The organism is Candidatus Pelagibacter sp. Uisw_130 (assembly GCF_047722505.1).
GTDB lineage: Bacteria > Pseudomonadota > Alphaproteobacteria > Pelagibacterales > Pelagibacteraceae > Pelagibacter.
The window spans coordinates 1,113,075-1,129,268 of the sequence record NZ_CP159814.1 but is presented as its reverse complement, the minus strand read 5'-3'; the positions used below and the strand labels follow the sequence as shown (position 1 = coordinate 1,129,268).

At 28.6% G+C, this 16,194-nt stretch carries 20 protein-coding genes; 10 read left to right on the top strand and 10 right to left on the bottom strand.

Features of this window, described 5'->3' with window-relative positions:
- Positions 1-5: 5 nt before the first annotated feature.
- On the top strand, positions 6-656 hold the full coding sequence (locus ABXT55_RS06110) for an SURF1 family protein (RefSeq protein WP_415284432.1): 651 nt from the start codon (positions 6-8) through the stop codon (positions 654-656).
- A gap of 14 nt (positions 657-670) precedes the next feature.
- Here the strand turns inward: ABXT55_RS06110 and ABXT55_RS06105 are convergent, their stop codons facing one another.
- A complete protein-coding gene (locus tag ABXT55_RS06105; RefSeq protein WP_415284431.1) occupies positions 671-1,258 on the bottom strand; it encodes an SCO family protein in 588 nt (195 codons plus the stop codon).
- 33 nt (positions 1,259-1,291) lie between these two features.
- On the opposite strand from ABXT55_RS06105, the gene ABXT55_RS06100 reads away from it, so the two are divergent.
- Positions 1,292-1,972: a cytochrome c oxidase subunit 3 gene (locus tag ABXT55_RS06100; protein ID WP_415284430.1), complete on the top strand. Its 681-nt coding sequence runs from the start codon at positions 1,292-1,294 to the stop codon at positions 1,970-1,972.
- A gap of 5 nt (positions 1,973-1,977) precedes the next feature.
- On the opposite strand, the gene ABXT55_RS06095 is transcribed toward ABXT55_RS06100, so the two are convergent.
- Positions 1,978-2,169, bottom strand: coding sequence for a hypothetical protein (locus ABXT55_RS06095; RefSeq protein WP_415284429.1), 192 nt, complete (start codon positions 2,167-2,169; stop codon positions 1,978-1,980).
- A 103-nt stretch (positions 2,170-2,272) separates the two neighbouring features.
- Here ABXT55_RS06095 and ABXT55_RS06090 point away from each other — a divergent pair, with 103 nt between their 5' ends.
- From ABXT55_RS06090 to cyoE, 6 genes are all read left to right on the top strand, one after another.
- The gene (locus ABXT55_RS06090; protein WP_415284428.1) at positions 2,273-3,115 is read left to right on the top strand and encodes a cytochrome c oxidase subunit II; all 843 of its coding nucleotides are present in this window, start codon (positions 2,273-2,275) and stop codon (positions 3,113-3,115) included.
- 75 nt (positions 3,116-3,190) lie between these two features.
- Positions 3,191-4,975 carry a cytochrome c oxidase subunit I gene (locus ABXT55_RS06085; RefSeq protein WP_415279171.1) on the top strand — a complete coding sequence of 595 codons (1,785 nt, stop codon included), beginning with the start codon at positions 3,191-3,193 and terminating at the stop codon, positions 4,973-4,975.
- A 9-nt stretch (positions 4,976-4,984) separates the two neighbouring features.
- Complete coding sequence (locus ABXT55_RS06080; RefSeq protein ID WP_415284427.1) at positions 4,985-5,695, top strand: cytochrome c oxidase subunit 3; 711 nt, start codon at positions 4,985-4,987, stop codon at positions 5,693-5,695.
- An 8-nt stretch (positions 5,696-5,703) separates the two neighbouring features.
- Positions 5,704-6,042, top strand: a complete 339-nt coding sequence (locus ABXT55_RS06075) for a cytochrome C oxidase subunit IV family protein (RefSeq protein ID WP_415278053.1) — start codon at positions 5,704-5,706, stop codon at positions 6,040-6,042.
- 5 nt (positions 6,043-6,047) lie between these two features.
- Positions 6,048-6,311 carry a hypothetical protein gene (locus ABXT55_RS06070; protein WP_415278052.1) on the top strand — a complete coding sequence of 88 codons (264 nt, stop codon included), beginning with the start codon at positions 6,048-6,050 and terminating at the stop codon, positions 6,309-6,311.
- A 31-nt stretch (positions 6,312-6,342) separates the two neighbouring features.
- The gene (gene cyoE / locus ABXT55_RS06065; protein WP_415284426.1) at positions 6,343-7,242 is read left to right on the top strand and encodes a heme o synthase; all 900 of its coding nucleotides are present in this window, start codon (positions 6,343-6,345) and stop codon (positions 7,240-7,242) included.
- A 35-nt stretch (positions 7,243-7,277) separates the two neighbouring features.
- On the opposite strand, the gene ABXT55_RS06060 is transcribed toward cyoE, so the two are convergent.
- Entirely contained in the window at positions 7,278-7,523 is a 246-nt protein-coding gene (locus tag ABXT55_RS06060) for a DUF1467 family protein (protein ID WP_415278050.1), read from the bottom strand.
- A 176-nt stretch (positions 7,524-7,699) separates the two neighbouring features.
- Here ABXT55_RS06060 and thrC point away from each other — a divergent pair, with 176 nt between their 5' ends.
- Both thrC and ABXT55_RS06050 read left to right on the top strand, forming a co-directional pair.
- On the top strand, positions 7,700-9,076 hold the full coding sequence (gene thrC, locus ABXT55_RS06055) for a threonine synthase (RefSeq protein WP_415284425.1): 1,377 nt from the start codon (positions 7,700-7,702) through the stop codon (positions 9,074-9,076).
- A complete protein-coding gene (locus ABXT55_RS06050; RefSeq protein WP_415284424.1) occupies positions 9,076-9,561 on the top strand; it encodes a peroxiredoxin in 486 nt (161 codons plus the stop codon). Before thrC ends, ABXT55_RS06050 begins: the two co-directional genes overlap by 1 nt.
- Here ABXT55_RS06050 and rnhA read toward each other — a convergent pair.
- Genes rnhA through crtI form a run of 7 tightly spaced genes read right to left on the bottom strand, consistent with a single transcriptional unit; the run spans position 9,553 to position 16,180 of the window.
- Positions 9,553-9,978: a ribonuclease HI gene (gene rnhA / locus ABXT55_RS06045; protein WP_415284422.1), complete on the bottom strand. Its 426-nt coding sequence runs from the start codon at positions 9,976-9,978 to the stop codon at positions 9,553-9,555. The two genes, ABXT55_RS06050 and rnhA, sit on opposite strands and share 9 nt — an antisense overlap.
- Positions 9,978-10,946 carry a homoserine kinase gene (locus ABXT55_RS06040; RefSeq protein ID WP_415284421.1) on the bottom strand — a complete coding sequence of 323 codons (969 nt, stop codon included), beginning with the start codon at positions 10,944-10,946 and terminating at the stop codon, positions 9,978-9,980. The genes rnhA and ABXT55_RS06040 overlap by 1 nt, the downstream gene beginning before the upstream one ends.
- Positions 10,947-11,891: a 4-hydroxy-3-methylbut-2-enyl diphosphate reductase gene (gene ispH / locus ABXT55_RS06035; RefSeq protein WP_415284420.1), complete on the bottom strand. Its 945-nt coding sequence runs from the start codon at positions 11,889-11,891 to the stop codon at positions 10,947-10,949.
- Positions 11,881-12,816 carry a Brp/Blh family beta-carotene 15,15'-dioxygenase gene (locus ABXT55_RS06030; protein WP_415284419.1) on the bottom strand — a complete coding sequence of 312 codons (936 nt, stop codon included), beginning with the start codon at positions 12,814-12,816 and terminating at the stop codon, positions 11,881-11,883. Before ABXT55_RS06030 ends, ispH begins: the two co-directional genes overlap by 11 nt.
- Before the next feature lies 1 nt (position 12,817).
- A complete protein-coding gene (locus tag ABXT55_RS06025) occupies positions 12,818-13,885 on the bottom strand; it encodes a lycopene cyclase family protein (RefSeq protein WP_415284418.1) in 1,068 nt (355 codons plus the stop codon).
- Complete coding sequence (locus tag ABXT55_RS06020; protein WP_415284417.1) at positions 13,872-14,723, bottom strand: phytoene/squalene synthase family protein; 852 nt, start codon at positions 14,721-14,723, stop codon at positions 13,872-13,874. Before ABXT55_RS06020 ends, ABXT55_RS06025 begins: the two co-directional genes overlap by 14 nt.
- Positions 14,723-16,180: a phytoene desaturase family protein gene (gene crtI / locus ABXT55_RS06015; protein WP_415284416.1), complete on the bottom strand. Its 1,458-nt coding sequence runs from the start codon at positions 16,178-16,180 to the stop codon at positions 14,723-14,725. The genes ABXT55_RS06020 and crtI overlap by 1 nt, the downstream gene beginning before the upstream one ends.
- Positions 16,181-16,194 lie beyond the last annotated feature (14 nt).

Sequence of the window (16,194 nt, the reverse complement as noted above, 5' to 3'; positions counted from 1 at the left end):
TTACCTTGAGAAATAAACTTTTATTTTCAATTTTTGTATTCTTTTTTATATCTATATTTATAGCATTAGGTAGCTGGCAACTAGTAAGATTAGATTGGAAAAATGAATTATTAAATAAAATTGATGTTTCTTTGAAGAAAGAACCTGTTGATTTAATGACCAATGTTCCTGAGGACTATCTAAAAATCAAAACTTTAGGGGTTATAGATTTTGATAAACAAATTTATTTATATAGTTTAAACGAAAAAGGTGCGCCAGGATTTAATGTTGTTAATCCAATTATAATTAATAATAAAAACTTTTTATTAAATAGAGGATGGATACCTTTTGATAAAAAAAATACTAAAGAAATTGATATTTTTGATCATAAAACTATTTTAGGAACGTTAAGAAAACAATCTAAGGCTAACAGGTTTAAGCCTGTTAATGATATTAACGATAATTACTGGTTTACTTTAGATAGGGATGATATTTTTCAATATACAAATAAAAAATTTTCACCATTTGTAATTTACTTACATAATAATTTAGAATTACCAAAACCAAAAATTATTACTGTAAATATTTCAAATAGTCACAAAAAGTATGCTATTACTTGGTTTTCTTTAGCACTGTCAATTTTTTTATTTTATTTATATGTGAGGAAAAATACATAATAATTTTTACAAGCTTACAAATAACTCTTAATTATTTTAAAAATATCTTCCAAATTTTCATGATGACTAATTCGATCAATATACTTTCCTTTATCTAATAAAAGTATTGAAGAACTATGATTGATTAAATAACTACCGTCTTCATTAAAAATTTTTTCACTTAAAACACCCCATGATTTTGAAAGCAAAAATACTTTTTGTGGATCTCCAGTTATTCCATAGATCTTACTTTTAAATGAATTCAAGTAATCCTTAATTATTTGAGGATTGTCTCTTTCAGGATCAATACTTACAAAAAAAACTTTCAAATCTTTTTTCTCACTATCATCTAATTTTTCGATAACCTGATCTAGATTAGATAGTGTCATTGGGCATATATCAGGACAATTTGTAAAACCAAAAAAAATTGCAGTTAATGGTCCTTGAAAAGATTTTTCTGTTATGGGCTCATTATTTACATCTGTTAAAGTAAATGCAGATCCAGTATATGAGGCTACAATATCTTCTTTCTTTTCTTGTATCGATAATACAATAGGCAACATAATAAATAAAAAAATTAACAAACAGCCACCCAGTATAGTTATTGAGGTCTTTAATTTCATATTTTATGAATTAATATATTATATATTATAATTATGTCTAAATTTATTAAAAAACTTTTTGGAACATTGTCTGATAAGCCTTGGGAAAAAGAACAGATGGAAAGTGATAACCGTCATCAAGGTAAAACTTTTGATATATCGTTGCAGACATCAGCCGTTATTGTTATCTTTGGTGTAAGTACTGTATTATTTACTTTAGTTGTTACAGGATACCTTTATAGCATTCCAGCTACTCAAGATACAGAGTATTTATTGAAACCTAATTTATTATGGTTAAATACTTTAGTTTTATTATATGTTGCTTATTTTTTTAATAAAATCACAAATGATTTAAAAAAAAATAATTTTGAAAAAATTAAAAAGAATTTGCTTATAGTTGGCTTTTTAAGCTATGCTTTTTTATTTGGGCAGATCCTTTTTTGGTTTCAATTAATGAAAAATGGCAACTATGTTTCTACAAATAATTATTTTTCATCGTTTTATATTTTTACTGCACTTCATGGTTTACATCTTTTAGGAGGATTATTTTTTTGGGGGAAAGTTTTTTCCAAAGTTAATAAACTTAAAAAAGAAGAAATTATAAAAGAACAAAAAAGTATAGATGCACTATCTCTTTATTGGGCTTTTTTATTAATTGTTTGGTGTGTATTTTTTTTAATTATGTATGTTTTTAATGATACAGTTATTGCTTGGTGTCGAGCACTACTTGGTTAAATGCTTTAAAGAAACAACGTTAAAATAGCCCCAACAACAATTATAAAAATTAATAAAATATTAACAGATTTTAAATATTTTTGTATTTCTGGTTTCTTTTCTTTTTTTGAAAAAACTCCTGCTCCCAGAGAAATTACAAGATAAAAGCAAAAAACTAAAACCAGCACAACTACAAAGAGACTAAATTTATCAAGCATAATTTAATTCACTATAAAGCCTTATTTACTCATTTATTAATATATTTTTCTATGGATTCGAAAATTTATTTCAATTACTGTTATCTAAGAGAGAGAGACAAATATGCACCCGGGAATTATATTTTTAGGGGTAATTGTTGGTTCAGTTCTGTTCCATATATATACTCCATGGTGGTGGACAGACATAGCCTCAAACTGGGGGGCAATGGATGAAACAATTAATTTAACTTTCTGGATTGGTGGCGGTGTATTTATTTTAGTTTGTTTGTTCATGGTTTATTGCATACTAAAATTTTCCTATAAAGAAGGCAGAAAAGTTGAATACAAACCAGAAGATCATAAATTAGAAAAAATATTAACTATTGCCACTACTGTTGGAGTTATTGCTCTTCTAGCACCGGGTCTAATTGTTTATAATAATTATATCAATACTCCAAAAAATGCACTGCAAGTTGAAGTGAATGCATGGCAATGGGGATGGCAATATAGATTACCAGGTGAAGATGGAATATTAGGCACAGCTCAAGTTGAAAAAATTAGTGATGACAATCCTTTTGGAATAAACTTAGATGACCCATATGGAAAAGATGATATTTTAATTCAAGACGATGTGCTTCACCTAAAAACAGACAGACCAGTAAAAATTTTATTAAGGTCACTAGATGTTTTACACAATTATTATGTTCCACAATTTAGAGCAAAAATGGATGCTATACCTGGAATCATTTCTTATTATTGGTTTGAGCCAAACAAAATAGGAGAATACGAAGTGTTATGTGCTGAATATTGTGGAGTGGGCCATTATGCTATGAGGGCAAAAGTTATAGTTGAAAGTGAAGGCAATTATAAAAACTGGATTAAAGAACAGGAAACTTTTTCAGATTTAATTGCTAAACAAGAAAATGATAAATTAAAAACAACTCTACTTGCTAAAAATGATGATTAAATAATGTAAAGGAGAATTATGTCAGACGAATATAACCAACAGAATACACCTCTTGAAGCACAGTCTTCAGAAACCATGTCTGGCTCTTCTGGCACTCCATCAAAAGACATTGATTATGTAAGACCTGCAGAAATTCCTGAACAGGATCTTTATCATGGGCATAGTTTTATTACTAAATGGATTTTCTGTCAGGATGCTAAAGTTATTGGTATTCAATATTTTCTTACTGCCGTGTTTACAGGAATAGTCGGTCTAATACTTTCTTGGTTGATGCGTTTACAATTGGGTTATCCAGATCTAGTTCCATTCATCACAGCAGAACATTATTATCAATTTGTAACTATGCACGGCATGATAATGGTTGTTTATTTTTTAACAGCATTATTCTTAGGAGGTTTTGGAAATTATTTAATTCCTTTAATGGTTGGAGCGAGAGATATGGTTTTTCCATATGTAAATATGGTTAGTTTCTGGATGTTTTTTATCGCAGTATGTGTTCTCATGGCTAGCTTTTTTGTTCCTGGTGGACCAACAGGTGCAGGATGGACGCTCTATCCACCTCAAGCTATTTTGCCAGGTACTCCTGGTTCCAATATGGGAATTACCTTAATGCTTATTTCTTTATCGTTATTTGTAATTGGATTTACTATGGGTGGATTAAATTACATAATTACAATTTTACAAGCTCGTACTAGAGGGATGACATTAATGAGAATGCCATTGACTATTTGGGGAATTTTTACTGCAACAGCTTTGGCTATGTTAGCTTTTCCAGCATTATTGGTCAGTTGTATTATGATGACTCTAGATAAGATGCTTGGGACTAGTTTTTTTATGCCAGCCATTCTCCAAGCTGGAGAAGTGCTAAGTTATGGAGGAGGAAGCCCTGTTCTTTTTCAACACTTGTTTTGGTTTTTTGGCCACCCCGAAGTTTATATTGTGGCCCTTCCTGCTTTTGGAATAGTTTCAGATTTAATATCTGTTCATGCTAGAAAAAATATCTTTGGGTATAGAATGATGGTTTGGGCTATTGTTGGTATAGGAGCTTTAAGTTTCTTTGTTTGGGCTCACCATATGTATGTTAGTGGAATGAACCCTTGGTTCGGTTTTTTCTTTGCAACAACCACACTTATTATTGCAGTACCAACTGCATTGAAAGTTTATAACTGGATAATAACACTATTTAGAGCAAACATTAGAATGAACACGGTAATGCTTTTTTGCTTAGGTTTTATTGTGACCTTTGTAAATGGAGGAATTACTGGAATTTTTTTGGGGAATGTTGCGGTAGATATTCCACTATCTGATACTTATTTTGTAATAGCTCATTTTCATATGGTCATGGGCATAGCCCCACTTATGGTAATTATGGGTGCAGTTTATCATTGGTTTCCCTTGGTTACTGGAAGAATGTTAAGTGAAAAATTAGGTAAGTGGCACTTTTGGGTTACATTCTTAGGTGCGTATTCAATTTATTTTCCAATGCATTACCTAGGTTTTATTGGAGTGCCACGAAGGTACTATGAAATGTATGATAGTCCATATGTCACTTCAGCTGTTGGAATGAATGAGTTTATAACCATTGCGGCTTTAATTGTTGGTTTTTCACAGTTAATTTTTATTTACAATATTGTAACAAGTTTAAAAATTGGAAAACCAGCAGGCAAAAATCCTTGGCAGGCAAATTCTTTAGAATGGCTAACCCCTGATGTACCACCAACTCATGGTAATTGGGGAGAAAAATTACCAGTTGTTCATAGATGGCCTTATGACTTTAATGTACCTGGCGCAAAAGAAGATTACATAACCCAAACAACGCCACCAAGTGAAGTTATTAATGCAGAGGTAGAAAAAACTTAGGAAAAAAATATGACTGATGTAAAAATTGAAGGTTATGAACTTAAACCAGGGTTTAAAGGAATGGCCACAGATACTGGCTCTGATCAAACAATGTTTAAGGGTGTTCAGTGGGGAAAAGTCATGATGTGGATTTTTTTACTGAGTGATACTTTTGTGTTTAGCTGTTTTTTGATTTCGTACATGAAAGGAAGAACCTCTACAGTAGTAGATTGGCCAAACACAAGTGAAGTCTTTTCACTACATGTAGGCAGCACACCTGTTCCATTATTATTAATTGCAATAATGACATTTGTTTTAATTACAAGCAGTGGAACCATGGCTCTTGCAGTAAAATATGGTTATGAAAAAAATAGAAAAATGTGTGGATGGCTTATTTTAGCTACAGCTATTGGTGGCCTTACATTTGTTGGAATGCAAGTATTTGAATGGTCAAAATTAATACATGAAGGTGTTAGACCTTGGGAAAATCCTTTTGGAGCAAAACAATTTGGTTCATACTTCTTTATGATTACAGGATTTCATGGATTTCATGTTTCAATTGGTGTGATCTTTCTTTTTATTTTTGCAAGAAAAGTTTTTAGAGGTGATTTTGACAACGGTAAAAGGGGATTTTTTACTACAATGAAATCGGATTATGTTGCAATAGAGATTTTAGGTCTTTATTGGCATTTTGTTGATTTAGTGTGGGTATTTATATTTGCCTTTTTTTATTTATGGTAAACTAGATTATGGATGAGATAGAAAACAAAGAAACCGTTGCTTCAACACATAAGATAGGAATCTACTTATGGATTTGGGGATTATTATTTGTACTTAGTTTTTTTTCTTACATGGTTGACTTGTTTGCATTTCAGGGGTTATTAAGGTGGACCTTAATTTTAATATTTATGTTTCTAAAAGCTGGTTTAATAATGGCTTTCTTTATGCACCTATTTTGGGAGCGATATGCCCTAGTTAATGTTCTTTTGTGGCCGATGACAGCAATAGCTTGTTTTATTGGGCTTATGGCAGCAGAAGCAAAATACACGGTTTTTACAAGATTATTATATTTTATTACTGGAGGATAAACTTTATGACTGGATACACTGTACTTGCTGGAGCTTTAATATTTTTTTTACTTTTTATTTATGCAACATGGTTTGGTACTGAATTAAAATTAGAGAAGCAAAAAGACAAAGGCCCCGCAATTACAATTAATCCATATGACAATATGTCTCTTACTAGAAGATTTATTGATAAAAAAAATAAACAAATTGGAATTTTTGATTTAGGAAATCATATTCTTATTATTGGAATGGTATCAATTTTAGTGTTTATTTTATTAAATGTAGAATAGGCACATCATATCTGATAACCGTTTAACCAAAATGATTAGAAAAAAAACTGTCACACTAGATTTTAATGAATTAATTAAATCTTTATATCTATTGATGAAACCAAGAGTAATGTCTCTTGTTATATTTACATGCGCCGTTGGCCTTTTAACTTCCAATTCAAATATAGGCATTATTGATGCTATGATAGGCATAACTTTAGTTGCTTTAGGTGCGGGAGCGGCTGGATGTCTAAATATGTGGTACGAATCAGATTTAGATGCACTCATGACAAGAACATGCTTAAGACCAATTCCCACTGGTAAAATTAATAGAAACCAAGCACTTACTTTTGGAGTGTTATTGTCAGTTATTTCAGTTGTAGCATTAAATTATTTTTCAAATTTTCTATCAGCATCTTTGTTATTATTTACAATATTTTTTTATCTTTTTGTCTACACAATATGGCTAAAACGAAAAACACCACAAAACATTGTTATTGGTGGAGCTGCTGGTGCATTACCACCTGTTATCGGGTGGACCATAGCAACTAATACAATTAGTTTAGAGCCATTAGCTTTATTTTTAATAATTTTTATTTGGACGCCTTCGCATTTTTGGGCATTGAGCTTATATAAAGCTGATGATTATAAAAAAGCAAAAATTCCAATGTTACCTTTAACAGATGGTATTGAAAAAACAAAAGTATACATTTTTATTTATTCTTTATTAATGCTACCCATCATCATTTTTCCATATTGGATTAATTTTTCAGGTTTAATCTATTTGATTCCAGCATTTGTTCTTACAATTTATTATAATTTTATTTGCTTTGATTTATATCAATATAAAAAAAATAAATTTGATTTAAAGAAAGCAAAAAAAGTCTTTGGCTACTCAATTTTGTATCTATTCTTAATTTTTGTATTACTTTTATTAGATAGTCTGATTTAAATTTTTCGACTCAAAATGTCGTGGTGTAATATTTTTTAACTGATTATATTTGTTAGATCTAAATATTCATATTTCATCAATAAGCAAATTATTGTGAAAATAATAGTCGTAATACCAATGGAATAAAAAGTCTTTTTAAGAATTTTAGGATTTTCAGGTGCTCCAACCTCATTTGCTGGGATTAAAAATTTTCTTTTTCGATTAACATCTATTGGTAATATAGAAAAAAATACCACTAACTGAATAATTAGATACATTGTAACTAGTCCAATTGTACTCAATTTACCCCCTATATCTTTACAATTAAAGGGTATATAAATTAGTCTAAAGTTAAAAGATAATAAGTCATTAATTTACAATTATATTCTTATTCTTAGCTAGTTTATATTTGTAAGAGGATTTTTATTAGCCAATTTTTCACAATTAATATATTTATATTTTAAAAAAAATTAATTAGATGAAGTATATAAGCACCAGGGATAACTCAAAAGAATATAGCTTTGAGCAAGTATTTATTAAAGGTCTTGCAGATGATGGGGGCTTGTTTATTCCAAAAGAGGTTAAAAAATACAATGCTGAACAAATAAAGGCATTAAGTAAATTGAGTTATCAGAATTTAGCAAAAGAAATAATATACCCATTTATAGGTGACTTTATGACAGCAAATGAGTTGTCAGATATTGTTGATAAATCATATTCTGTATTTAGAAAAGATAACGTCGTAGATTTAATTAAATTAGGTGATACTAAGATTTTAGAGCTGTTTCATGGCCCGACACTAGCCTTTAAAGATATAGCAATGCAATTGTTAGGAAACTTCTATGAGCATTATTTAAAAAGAAATAATAACAATATAAACGTTGTAGTTGCAACATCTGGGGATACAGGTGCTGCTGCAATAGATGCGATTAAGGGAAAAAAGAATATGAATATATTTGTTCTTCACCCTCATGAAAAAGTTTCACTCGTTCAAAGAAAACTAATGTCGACAGTTAAAGAAAAGAATGTCTTTAATATAGCGATTGAAGGTAATTTTGATGATTGTCAAAATTTAGTTAAATCAATGTTTGCAGATAAAGAATTTTCTAACTCAATAAATATGTCTGGAGTAAATTCAATAAATTGGGCAAGAATTATTGCACAAGCTGTATACTATTTTTATACATACTTTCAAACACAAGACAAAAGGCCTATTAATTTTTCAGTACCTACGGGTAATTTTGGTGATGTGTATGCTGGGTACCTATCCAAAAAAATGGGTTTACCAATTAATAAACTTATCGTTGCAACAAATCAGAATGATATTTTATACAGAGCAATTTCTAAGGGAAAATATGAAGCAGAAACAGTTTTAGAAACAAACTCTCCAAGTATGGACATTCAAATTGCGAGTAATTTCGAAAGATTAATTTACGATTTGAATGACTTTGATGATCATGAAACACAAAAAATTATGAGTGGAATTAAAAAAGATGGTAAATATATTATTTCAAAAGATAAAATGAAAAAAATAAATAAAGATTTCTTATCAGCAAGTATGAGTGAAGAAGAGATTTTAGATACCATTAAAGAAGTTCACATTAAATATGATATTATACTGGATCCTCATAGTGCAATAGGATTTGGATCTTTAAATAAAGTAAATTTAAAAGGTAATAATATTGTTTTAGCAACAGCACACCCATGTAAGTTTCCAGAAGCCATAGATAAATCAATTGGAATCAAACCTAACTTACCTGATGAACTAAAGTATGTTATGGATGAAAAAGAAAATTATGATATTATTCCAAATAATCTAAGTAAAACTCAACAATACATTAAGGAAAAAATATAATGAAATTAAAAGAAAATGAAACAATCCCTAATTCTGAATTTTTTATTATGGAAGATGGAAATCCCATTAAGAAAAATACTTTTGAGTTTTTTAAGGATAAGAAGGTAGTTTTATTTGGTTTACCCGGTGCCTATACATCAGTTTGTTCAGCCAAGCATTTACCTGGATACGTTGATAACCATGATAAATACCAAGCAAAAGGTGTAGATTTAATAGTCTGTATCTCAGTAAATGATCCATTTGTAATGGAAGCTTGGGGCAAAAGCCAAAATGTTGAAGATAAAGTTTTAATGATGGCTGATCCATTTTTGAATTTTACGAAAGCAATAGGTGCTGATGTTGATAAAAGTGTCCGAGGTTTAGGTGTAAGATCAAATAGATACACAATGTTAATAAATAATCTTAGAGTAATTAAATTACAAGAAGAAGAAGATGCTGGTGCATGTGAAGTTTCGGCTGCCCAAAATTTTTTAAATTTAGTTTAATCCAGCAGCTTGTTTAGCTAATAAATCAACTTCTTCATTTAGAATATTTCCAGCATGAGCCTTAACCCATATCCATTTAATTTCATGAGATTGATTTAATTCATAAAGCTGAGTCCAAAGTTCTTTGTTTTTTACTGGTTCCTTTTTAGAAGTTAACCAATTGTTTTTAATCCATTTATGCACCCAATCAGTAATACCTAATTTCACATATTGGGAGTCTGTATAAATTTCAATAGGTTGCTGTTCTTTTATTTCCTGAAGCGCTTTAATTGGAGCCATTAGCTCCATCTTATTATTAGTTGTGTCTTTAACACTTCCACTAATTTTTTTAATTTCATCATTAATATTGATGATTGCAGCCCAACCACCATTTCCAGGGTTTTTTAAACAAGAACCATCAGTATAAATTTTTATCATTATTTATAATAATCTTTATAGCCATTCAGATTGTTATGGATAATTAGTTTTTGAAAATATTCGTTAGGTTCTTTGATCTGAATTAGTGCAGTTTTAGGAGTATTAAAATAATCATAAATTCTAGTTAGCAGGTATCTTAAAGCTGCCCCTCTACATAATATATTTAATGAGTCCTTCTCTTTTTTTGAAATAGTTCTTATAGTTTCATATCCATCAATCAAGTATCTAATCTTTTTATTATTCATTACGAAAGAATTTTTTTTCTTATCAAAACATAAAGCATTTATACAAATTGCAATCTCATACATCAGAAAATCATTGCTTGAAAAATAAAAATCAATAAATCCAGAAAATTTATTTTTATTAAAGAAGATATTATCTATAAATAAATCTCCATGAATAATTCCACTTGGTAATTTTTTCGGCCATTGATTTTTAATATCCTTTAAGCATATGTTAAGAGTAGGTTTTAGTTTTGGAGCTATTTTACTAGACGTAAACTTTATACTTTTTAATAAACCATCTAATTTATTAATAGACATACAGTTCTGTCTATATAGTTTTATTCTAGTTCCAGCCTTGTGGAATTTTGCAATATTTTTCCCAACATCAAAGCAATTTTTATAATTAAGAGTCACTTTATCTTTTCCCTTTAAAAAAGTCACAATACTAGAGGGTTTATTTTGAATTTTACTTAAGTACTTACCATCAATATTCCTTAATGGTTTTGGACAAATAATTTTTTTTCGATTTAGTTTTTCCATTAAGTTCATAAAAAAAGGTAAATCTTTTTTCTGAACTCTCTTTTCAAAAATTGTTAAAATAAATTTTTTTTTATTTGTTTTTAATGAGTAGTTTGTATTTTCTATTCCTTTTTTAATTCCTTCAGATTTGATTATTTTTCCTAACTTGTAATCTCTACTTAGTGATAGAAGATCTTTACTATTTATTTTAGTGTATACAGCCATCTAATTTAATTTTGCAGGAACTTTAAAAACAACATTTTCTTTGATAATTTCAACTTCCTCAATTTTTATTTTAAAATTTTCTTTTAATTTATTAATGAAATTTTCAACTAAAACTTCAGGTGCTGATGCGCCAGATGAAACACCAATTATTTTACAATTTTGTATTTTTTCAAAAGGAATTACACTCTCTGAATGAATTAGTTCGGCGTGTTGGCAGCCAGTTTGTTCTGCTACCTCAACTAAACGAACTGAATTTGAAGAATTTCTACTTCCTAAAACAAAAAACATATCACATTTTTTAGCAATATTTTTAACAGCTGATTGACGATTAGTAGTTGCATAGCAAATATCTTCTTTAAATGGTTCTTTAATCTGTGGGAATTTTTTTTTAAGAGCTTTAATTATATTTTTAGTGTCATCAACAGACAGAGTTGTTTGAGTAACATATGCAATTTTTTCGTTATTATCTAATTCATATAATTCAACATCATGCTCATCTTGAATTAAATCAATTGAATCTTCTGGTAATTGACCCATAGTACCAATAACTTCTGGATGATTGTTATGCCCTATAAGAACAATATGATAACCAGCTTTGTGAAGATTTTCTGCCTCCCTATGTACTTTTGAGACAAGAGGACAAGTAGCATCTATATATTCCATTTTATAGCTATCAGCTTCTAGGGGTACTGATTTTGGTACACCGTGCGCAGAAAAAATTACTGGCCTAGTTTTATCTTTAATCTCGTCTAAATCTTCAACAAAAATTGCACCTATTGCCTTAAGACTATCCACTACATGTTTATTGTGTACTATTTCATGTCGCACATAAACAGGTGCGCCATATTTTTTAATACTTTTTTTAACTATTTCTATTGCTCTCTCTACCCCAGCACAAAAACCTCTTGGAGCAGATAACAATACTTTAATTTCTTTATTTTTCATTTTTTTCTAAAAGATATTCAAGCAATATATGAGGAAAGGTTAAAGACGCCAAACCAATAAATATAACTTTTAATATTGCATCATTTAATTGATAGAAATTAGATAGAAAATATAAGCTTAAAACATATAAAATAGCAGTTAAAACTGTAAGAGGCATAGCTTTTTTTATAAAAGTTATAGCACCAATTTTAAAACTATTTTCATCAAGCATTGTTATCAGTGAAATTGAATGTCGGAATGAATGAAGAAAACAAAAGTATATTGTAAAGGCGATTAGTGGAGTTAAAAAATAATTAAGAACAATAATTGAAAAAAAATCTAAAAATATCAAAATATTTATAATTTTAAAATCTTTCAAAAAGTAATAAATACTAGAAAGCAAAGAAATAGATAAAGCAAAAAGTAATATATTGTTATCTTCAATAAAGTTTAAGAATAAATAAAACTTTTCATTTTCTATTAAAAGTAACTTAAAAATATTAATTGTTTCAATAAAGTGAAACATTAATGGTGCAGTGATTATTAGAGACCCTTTTAAGAAGTAAAGAATTAGATTTGATACATTTTTATTATTTATCAAAAATTCTGTATCTTCTTTACCAAAATGATATGAGGCAACAACTAAAAATAAAATAAGAGACACAGTTGGAAAAAATAACCAAAATATAATGATACTAATCCCAATAAGGGAATATATAATATAAAAAAAATAAATTTTTTTTATATTATATAGCTGGCTAAGCTTTTTACCTTTTTGATTGTCTAGTGCACCGTGTGAAATTCCAATTGAAAGAATAAGAAATAAACACATCATTGGAGAGATAATTAAGTTTTCGAATTGATTAACAATCAAGGCAATAAAACATGAAAAAATAAAAAAAATAATTGAATGATAGAAATTAATTTTATTTATCAGGCTATACATTTTATTTTAAAAGGGCTTTAATAAATAGCCATTTAGGCATTTTAAGAATTATTAATAAATCTTGAAAAATATTACTCTTATTAGATAGAAATTTAATTACAGTTTCAGGAGAGTTATCAAACATTTTGAAAAATATATTTGGCATTTGCTTAGCATTATTGCTTAAAACTCTTAAAAATATTTTATCTAGAAATTGATATTTTTTTTTAATTTCATATCTTCTAATTTTATCAATATTATCAATATTTTCCCTTAAATATCTGCTGTGGTCTTGGATATTCAAAAAAGTGTACCCAGTACTTAATCTAGTCATATGTCCTGCGGTGCCAATATTTATTTTATTTTTTTCATTAATATTTGATGGATAAAATAGTGGTACAGCACCATTTTCTTTATAATTAATTTTGTAATTTTTAATATTTAAATGATTTTCAATGTAATCTTTTAATTGTTCATCATAATCCATTTCTAGATCATTATTCATTTTAGATAGCCAGGTGGTTTCAACTAAAGCCTTATTTTTGCTATAAGGCAATGTGTAAAAGAAATGAACACTGTCATGTTGTGGACAATCAAAGTCCATTAAATTCATGATCTTTTCATCAAAAACATCTTTGGTAGTCTCAATCTCAATACCTTTAAAGTGTTGCCAGAGTTTGTTTTTTTTAGAATCTATTGATGGAACACTATTAAAAATTAAGGAGTTATTTAAGTTTACCTCATTAATATTTTTATAAAATTTGATATTATGATTTTGCTTCAGTGTAGAGTTTATTTTGTTATAGAATAGTCCACTATCAATTGATTGATAAGGTAGTTTATTACATTCTAAAAATTTAGTTTTGTTTGGTATATTTATAGAAAAATTATCCCAACTTTTTTTTACACAATCTTCAAAATTATGGCTTGTTGTTTTCCAGAAAGACCAAGTCTTATCCCTTTTGTAATCTAATCTAGGCTCAATGATTGCTAATGTTTTATCTTTAAGTTTATTATAGGTTTCTAATTCATATGCTAAAGATAGCCCAGCACAACCACCACCAATAATTATATAGTCAAATTCTTTCATTTAAATCTATTTCCTCACTAATTAAAAAATGCTCATTATTCATATAAACACTTTTTTGTTTTGTTAAAAAAAGTGTTACTAAGTCAAATATAGAAAGAATAGTCTGATAAATTTTTGCAATACTATTTACATAAATCTTACCTGCTTTATTATAATTCTCTATATTCTTTGTTCTTAAAATTTTATCACCTATTTTTTTGTAAACCCTTCTTGCTACAAGTATTGCAAATCTAAACTTAAAGGGTATTTCCTTTATTGCTATAAAAGAACTTTTATAGAATAAATCAGCTAAAGCTAAGGTGTCGCTTATTGTCTCAAAATCATTCTTAATATAAAATCTATTAATCCTCGAGTCTTCTATAACATCCCTAGATATATTTGTTAGTTGCATTGCAATGCCTAAATCTATGGCAGCTTTCATTGCATTGTTACCTTTAACATTTAAAATTTTTGCCATCATCAAGCCTACTGTACCAGCAACCCTGTAAGAATAAATTAACAAATCTTTTTTATTATTTAATTGAACTTTTTTACTTAAATCTGATTCAACACCATCAAATAAGTCTTTAATAATTTTTATTGAAATTAAATGATGATCCATAAGATCCCACATATCTTTAATTATTATATTATTATAGTTTTTATTAAGAAAATCATTCTTAAAAACCAATAGATTTTTTTTCTTAACTTCTAATTCTTCATCGTTATCTGCAATATTATCTACAGTTCTACAAAAATCATACAAAGAGGAACACTTTTGATAGGTTTTTTCTGGTAAAAAGAAACCAGCCCAATTAAATGACTTTGCGTAAATAGACAGGTAGTTTTTATTAGACATTATATAATTTTATCTAAAACTTTTGCTGAGGATAGCACCCCAGGAACACCCGCACCAGGATGTGTTCCTGCCCCAACAAAATACAAACCATCATAAATTTCTGATTTATTATGAAACCTAAAATATGCAGACTGTGTAAATTTAGGTTGGATCGAAAAACCTGATCCAAACTTAGTATTCAATTCATTTTCAAAATAATCTGGCGTTAAATAGAAATCTTCAATAATATTCTCTCTAAGACTAGGAAGTAATGCTTTTTCCATTTTATCTATTACTAAATTCTTCATTTTTTCACCTTCAATTTTCCAATCAATTTTGGATTGATTGTTTGGGACGGGCACAAGAACATAAAAGCAATCATTTCCTTCAGGTGCCATTGATTTGTCTGTAGCTGATGGTCTATGAAGGTAATAGCTTATGTCATCATTTAATTTTTTATTATCAAAAATATCAGTCAGGTGTTCTTTATATTTATCACCAAATTTGATTGTGTGATGCTCAACATCTGGGTATGTTTTTTTTGTTCCAAAATAGTAAACAAATAGACCCATAGAATACTGCATTCGATTTTGTTTCCATTTAAATAGAGAGTTTGTTTTATTTTGGCTTAGAAGTTTTTCATATACAGCAGGAGGATCAGCATTACATACTACGTTATTTGAAAGTATTTCTTTTTGATTATCTAATTTTACTCCGCTAATTTTTCCATTATTTGAAATGATTTCTGTTACTTCATGTCCTTTGATTAATTCAATTTTTTGTTCAATCATTAATTTTTCTAAGCCATTGATTATGTTCCCAGTTCCACCCATTGAGTAATGTATGCCCCATTTTTTTTCGAGATATAGAATTAATCCGTATATTGATGTTGTTGTAAAGGGGTTTCCGCCAACTAATAGAGGATGCATACTTAGCATACGTCTTAATTTTTCATTTTTTATATATGAAGAAACTAATGAATAAACTGATTTATAGCTTTTAAGTTTTAATAAAGAGGGCAATTGTTTCATCATCACAAGAGGTTTATCAAAGGGAACATCAGCTAGTTCTGTGAAGCCTTTATCAAATATTTTTTTTGTGAATTTTACAAGCTGTTCATAACCTTTAACATCATCTTTGTTTATTTCTTCAATTTGTTTTTTCATTTGATCTTCATCACCAGAGTAATCAAATATACCTCCATCTTCATAAATAAACCTATACCAAGTTTTCAAGGGAGTTAGCTTTATGTAATCTTGAGATTTTTTATTAAATAAAGTGAAAAGCTCTTCAATTAGATATGGTGCAGTAATTACAGTCGGTCCAGCATCAAAAGTAAAACCATTTTTTTTAAACACTCTTGCTCTTCCACCTAAGTCAGGGTGTTTTTCAATTAAAGTTACTTTATGATTTTTGGCTCTCAACCTTAGTGCTGCAGCTATACCACCAAATCCAGAACCAATGACAATAGATTTCATTGAGTTAATTTATA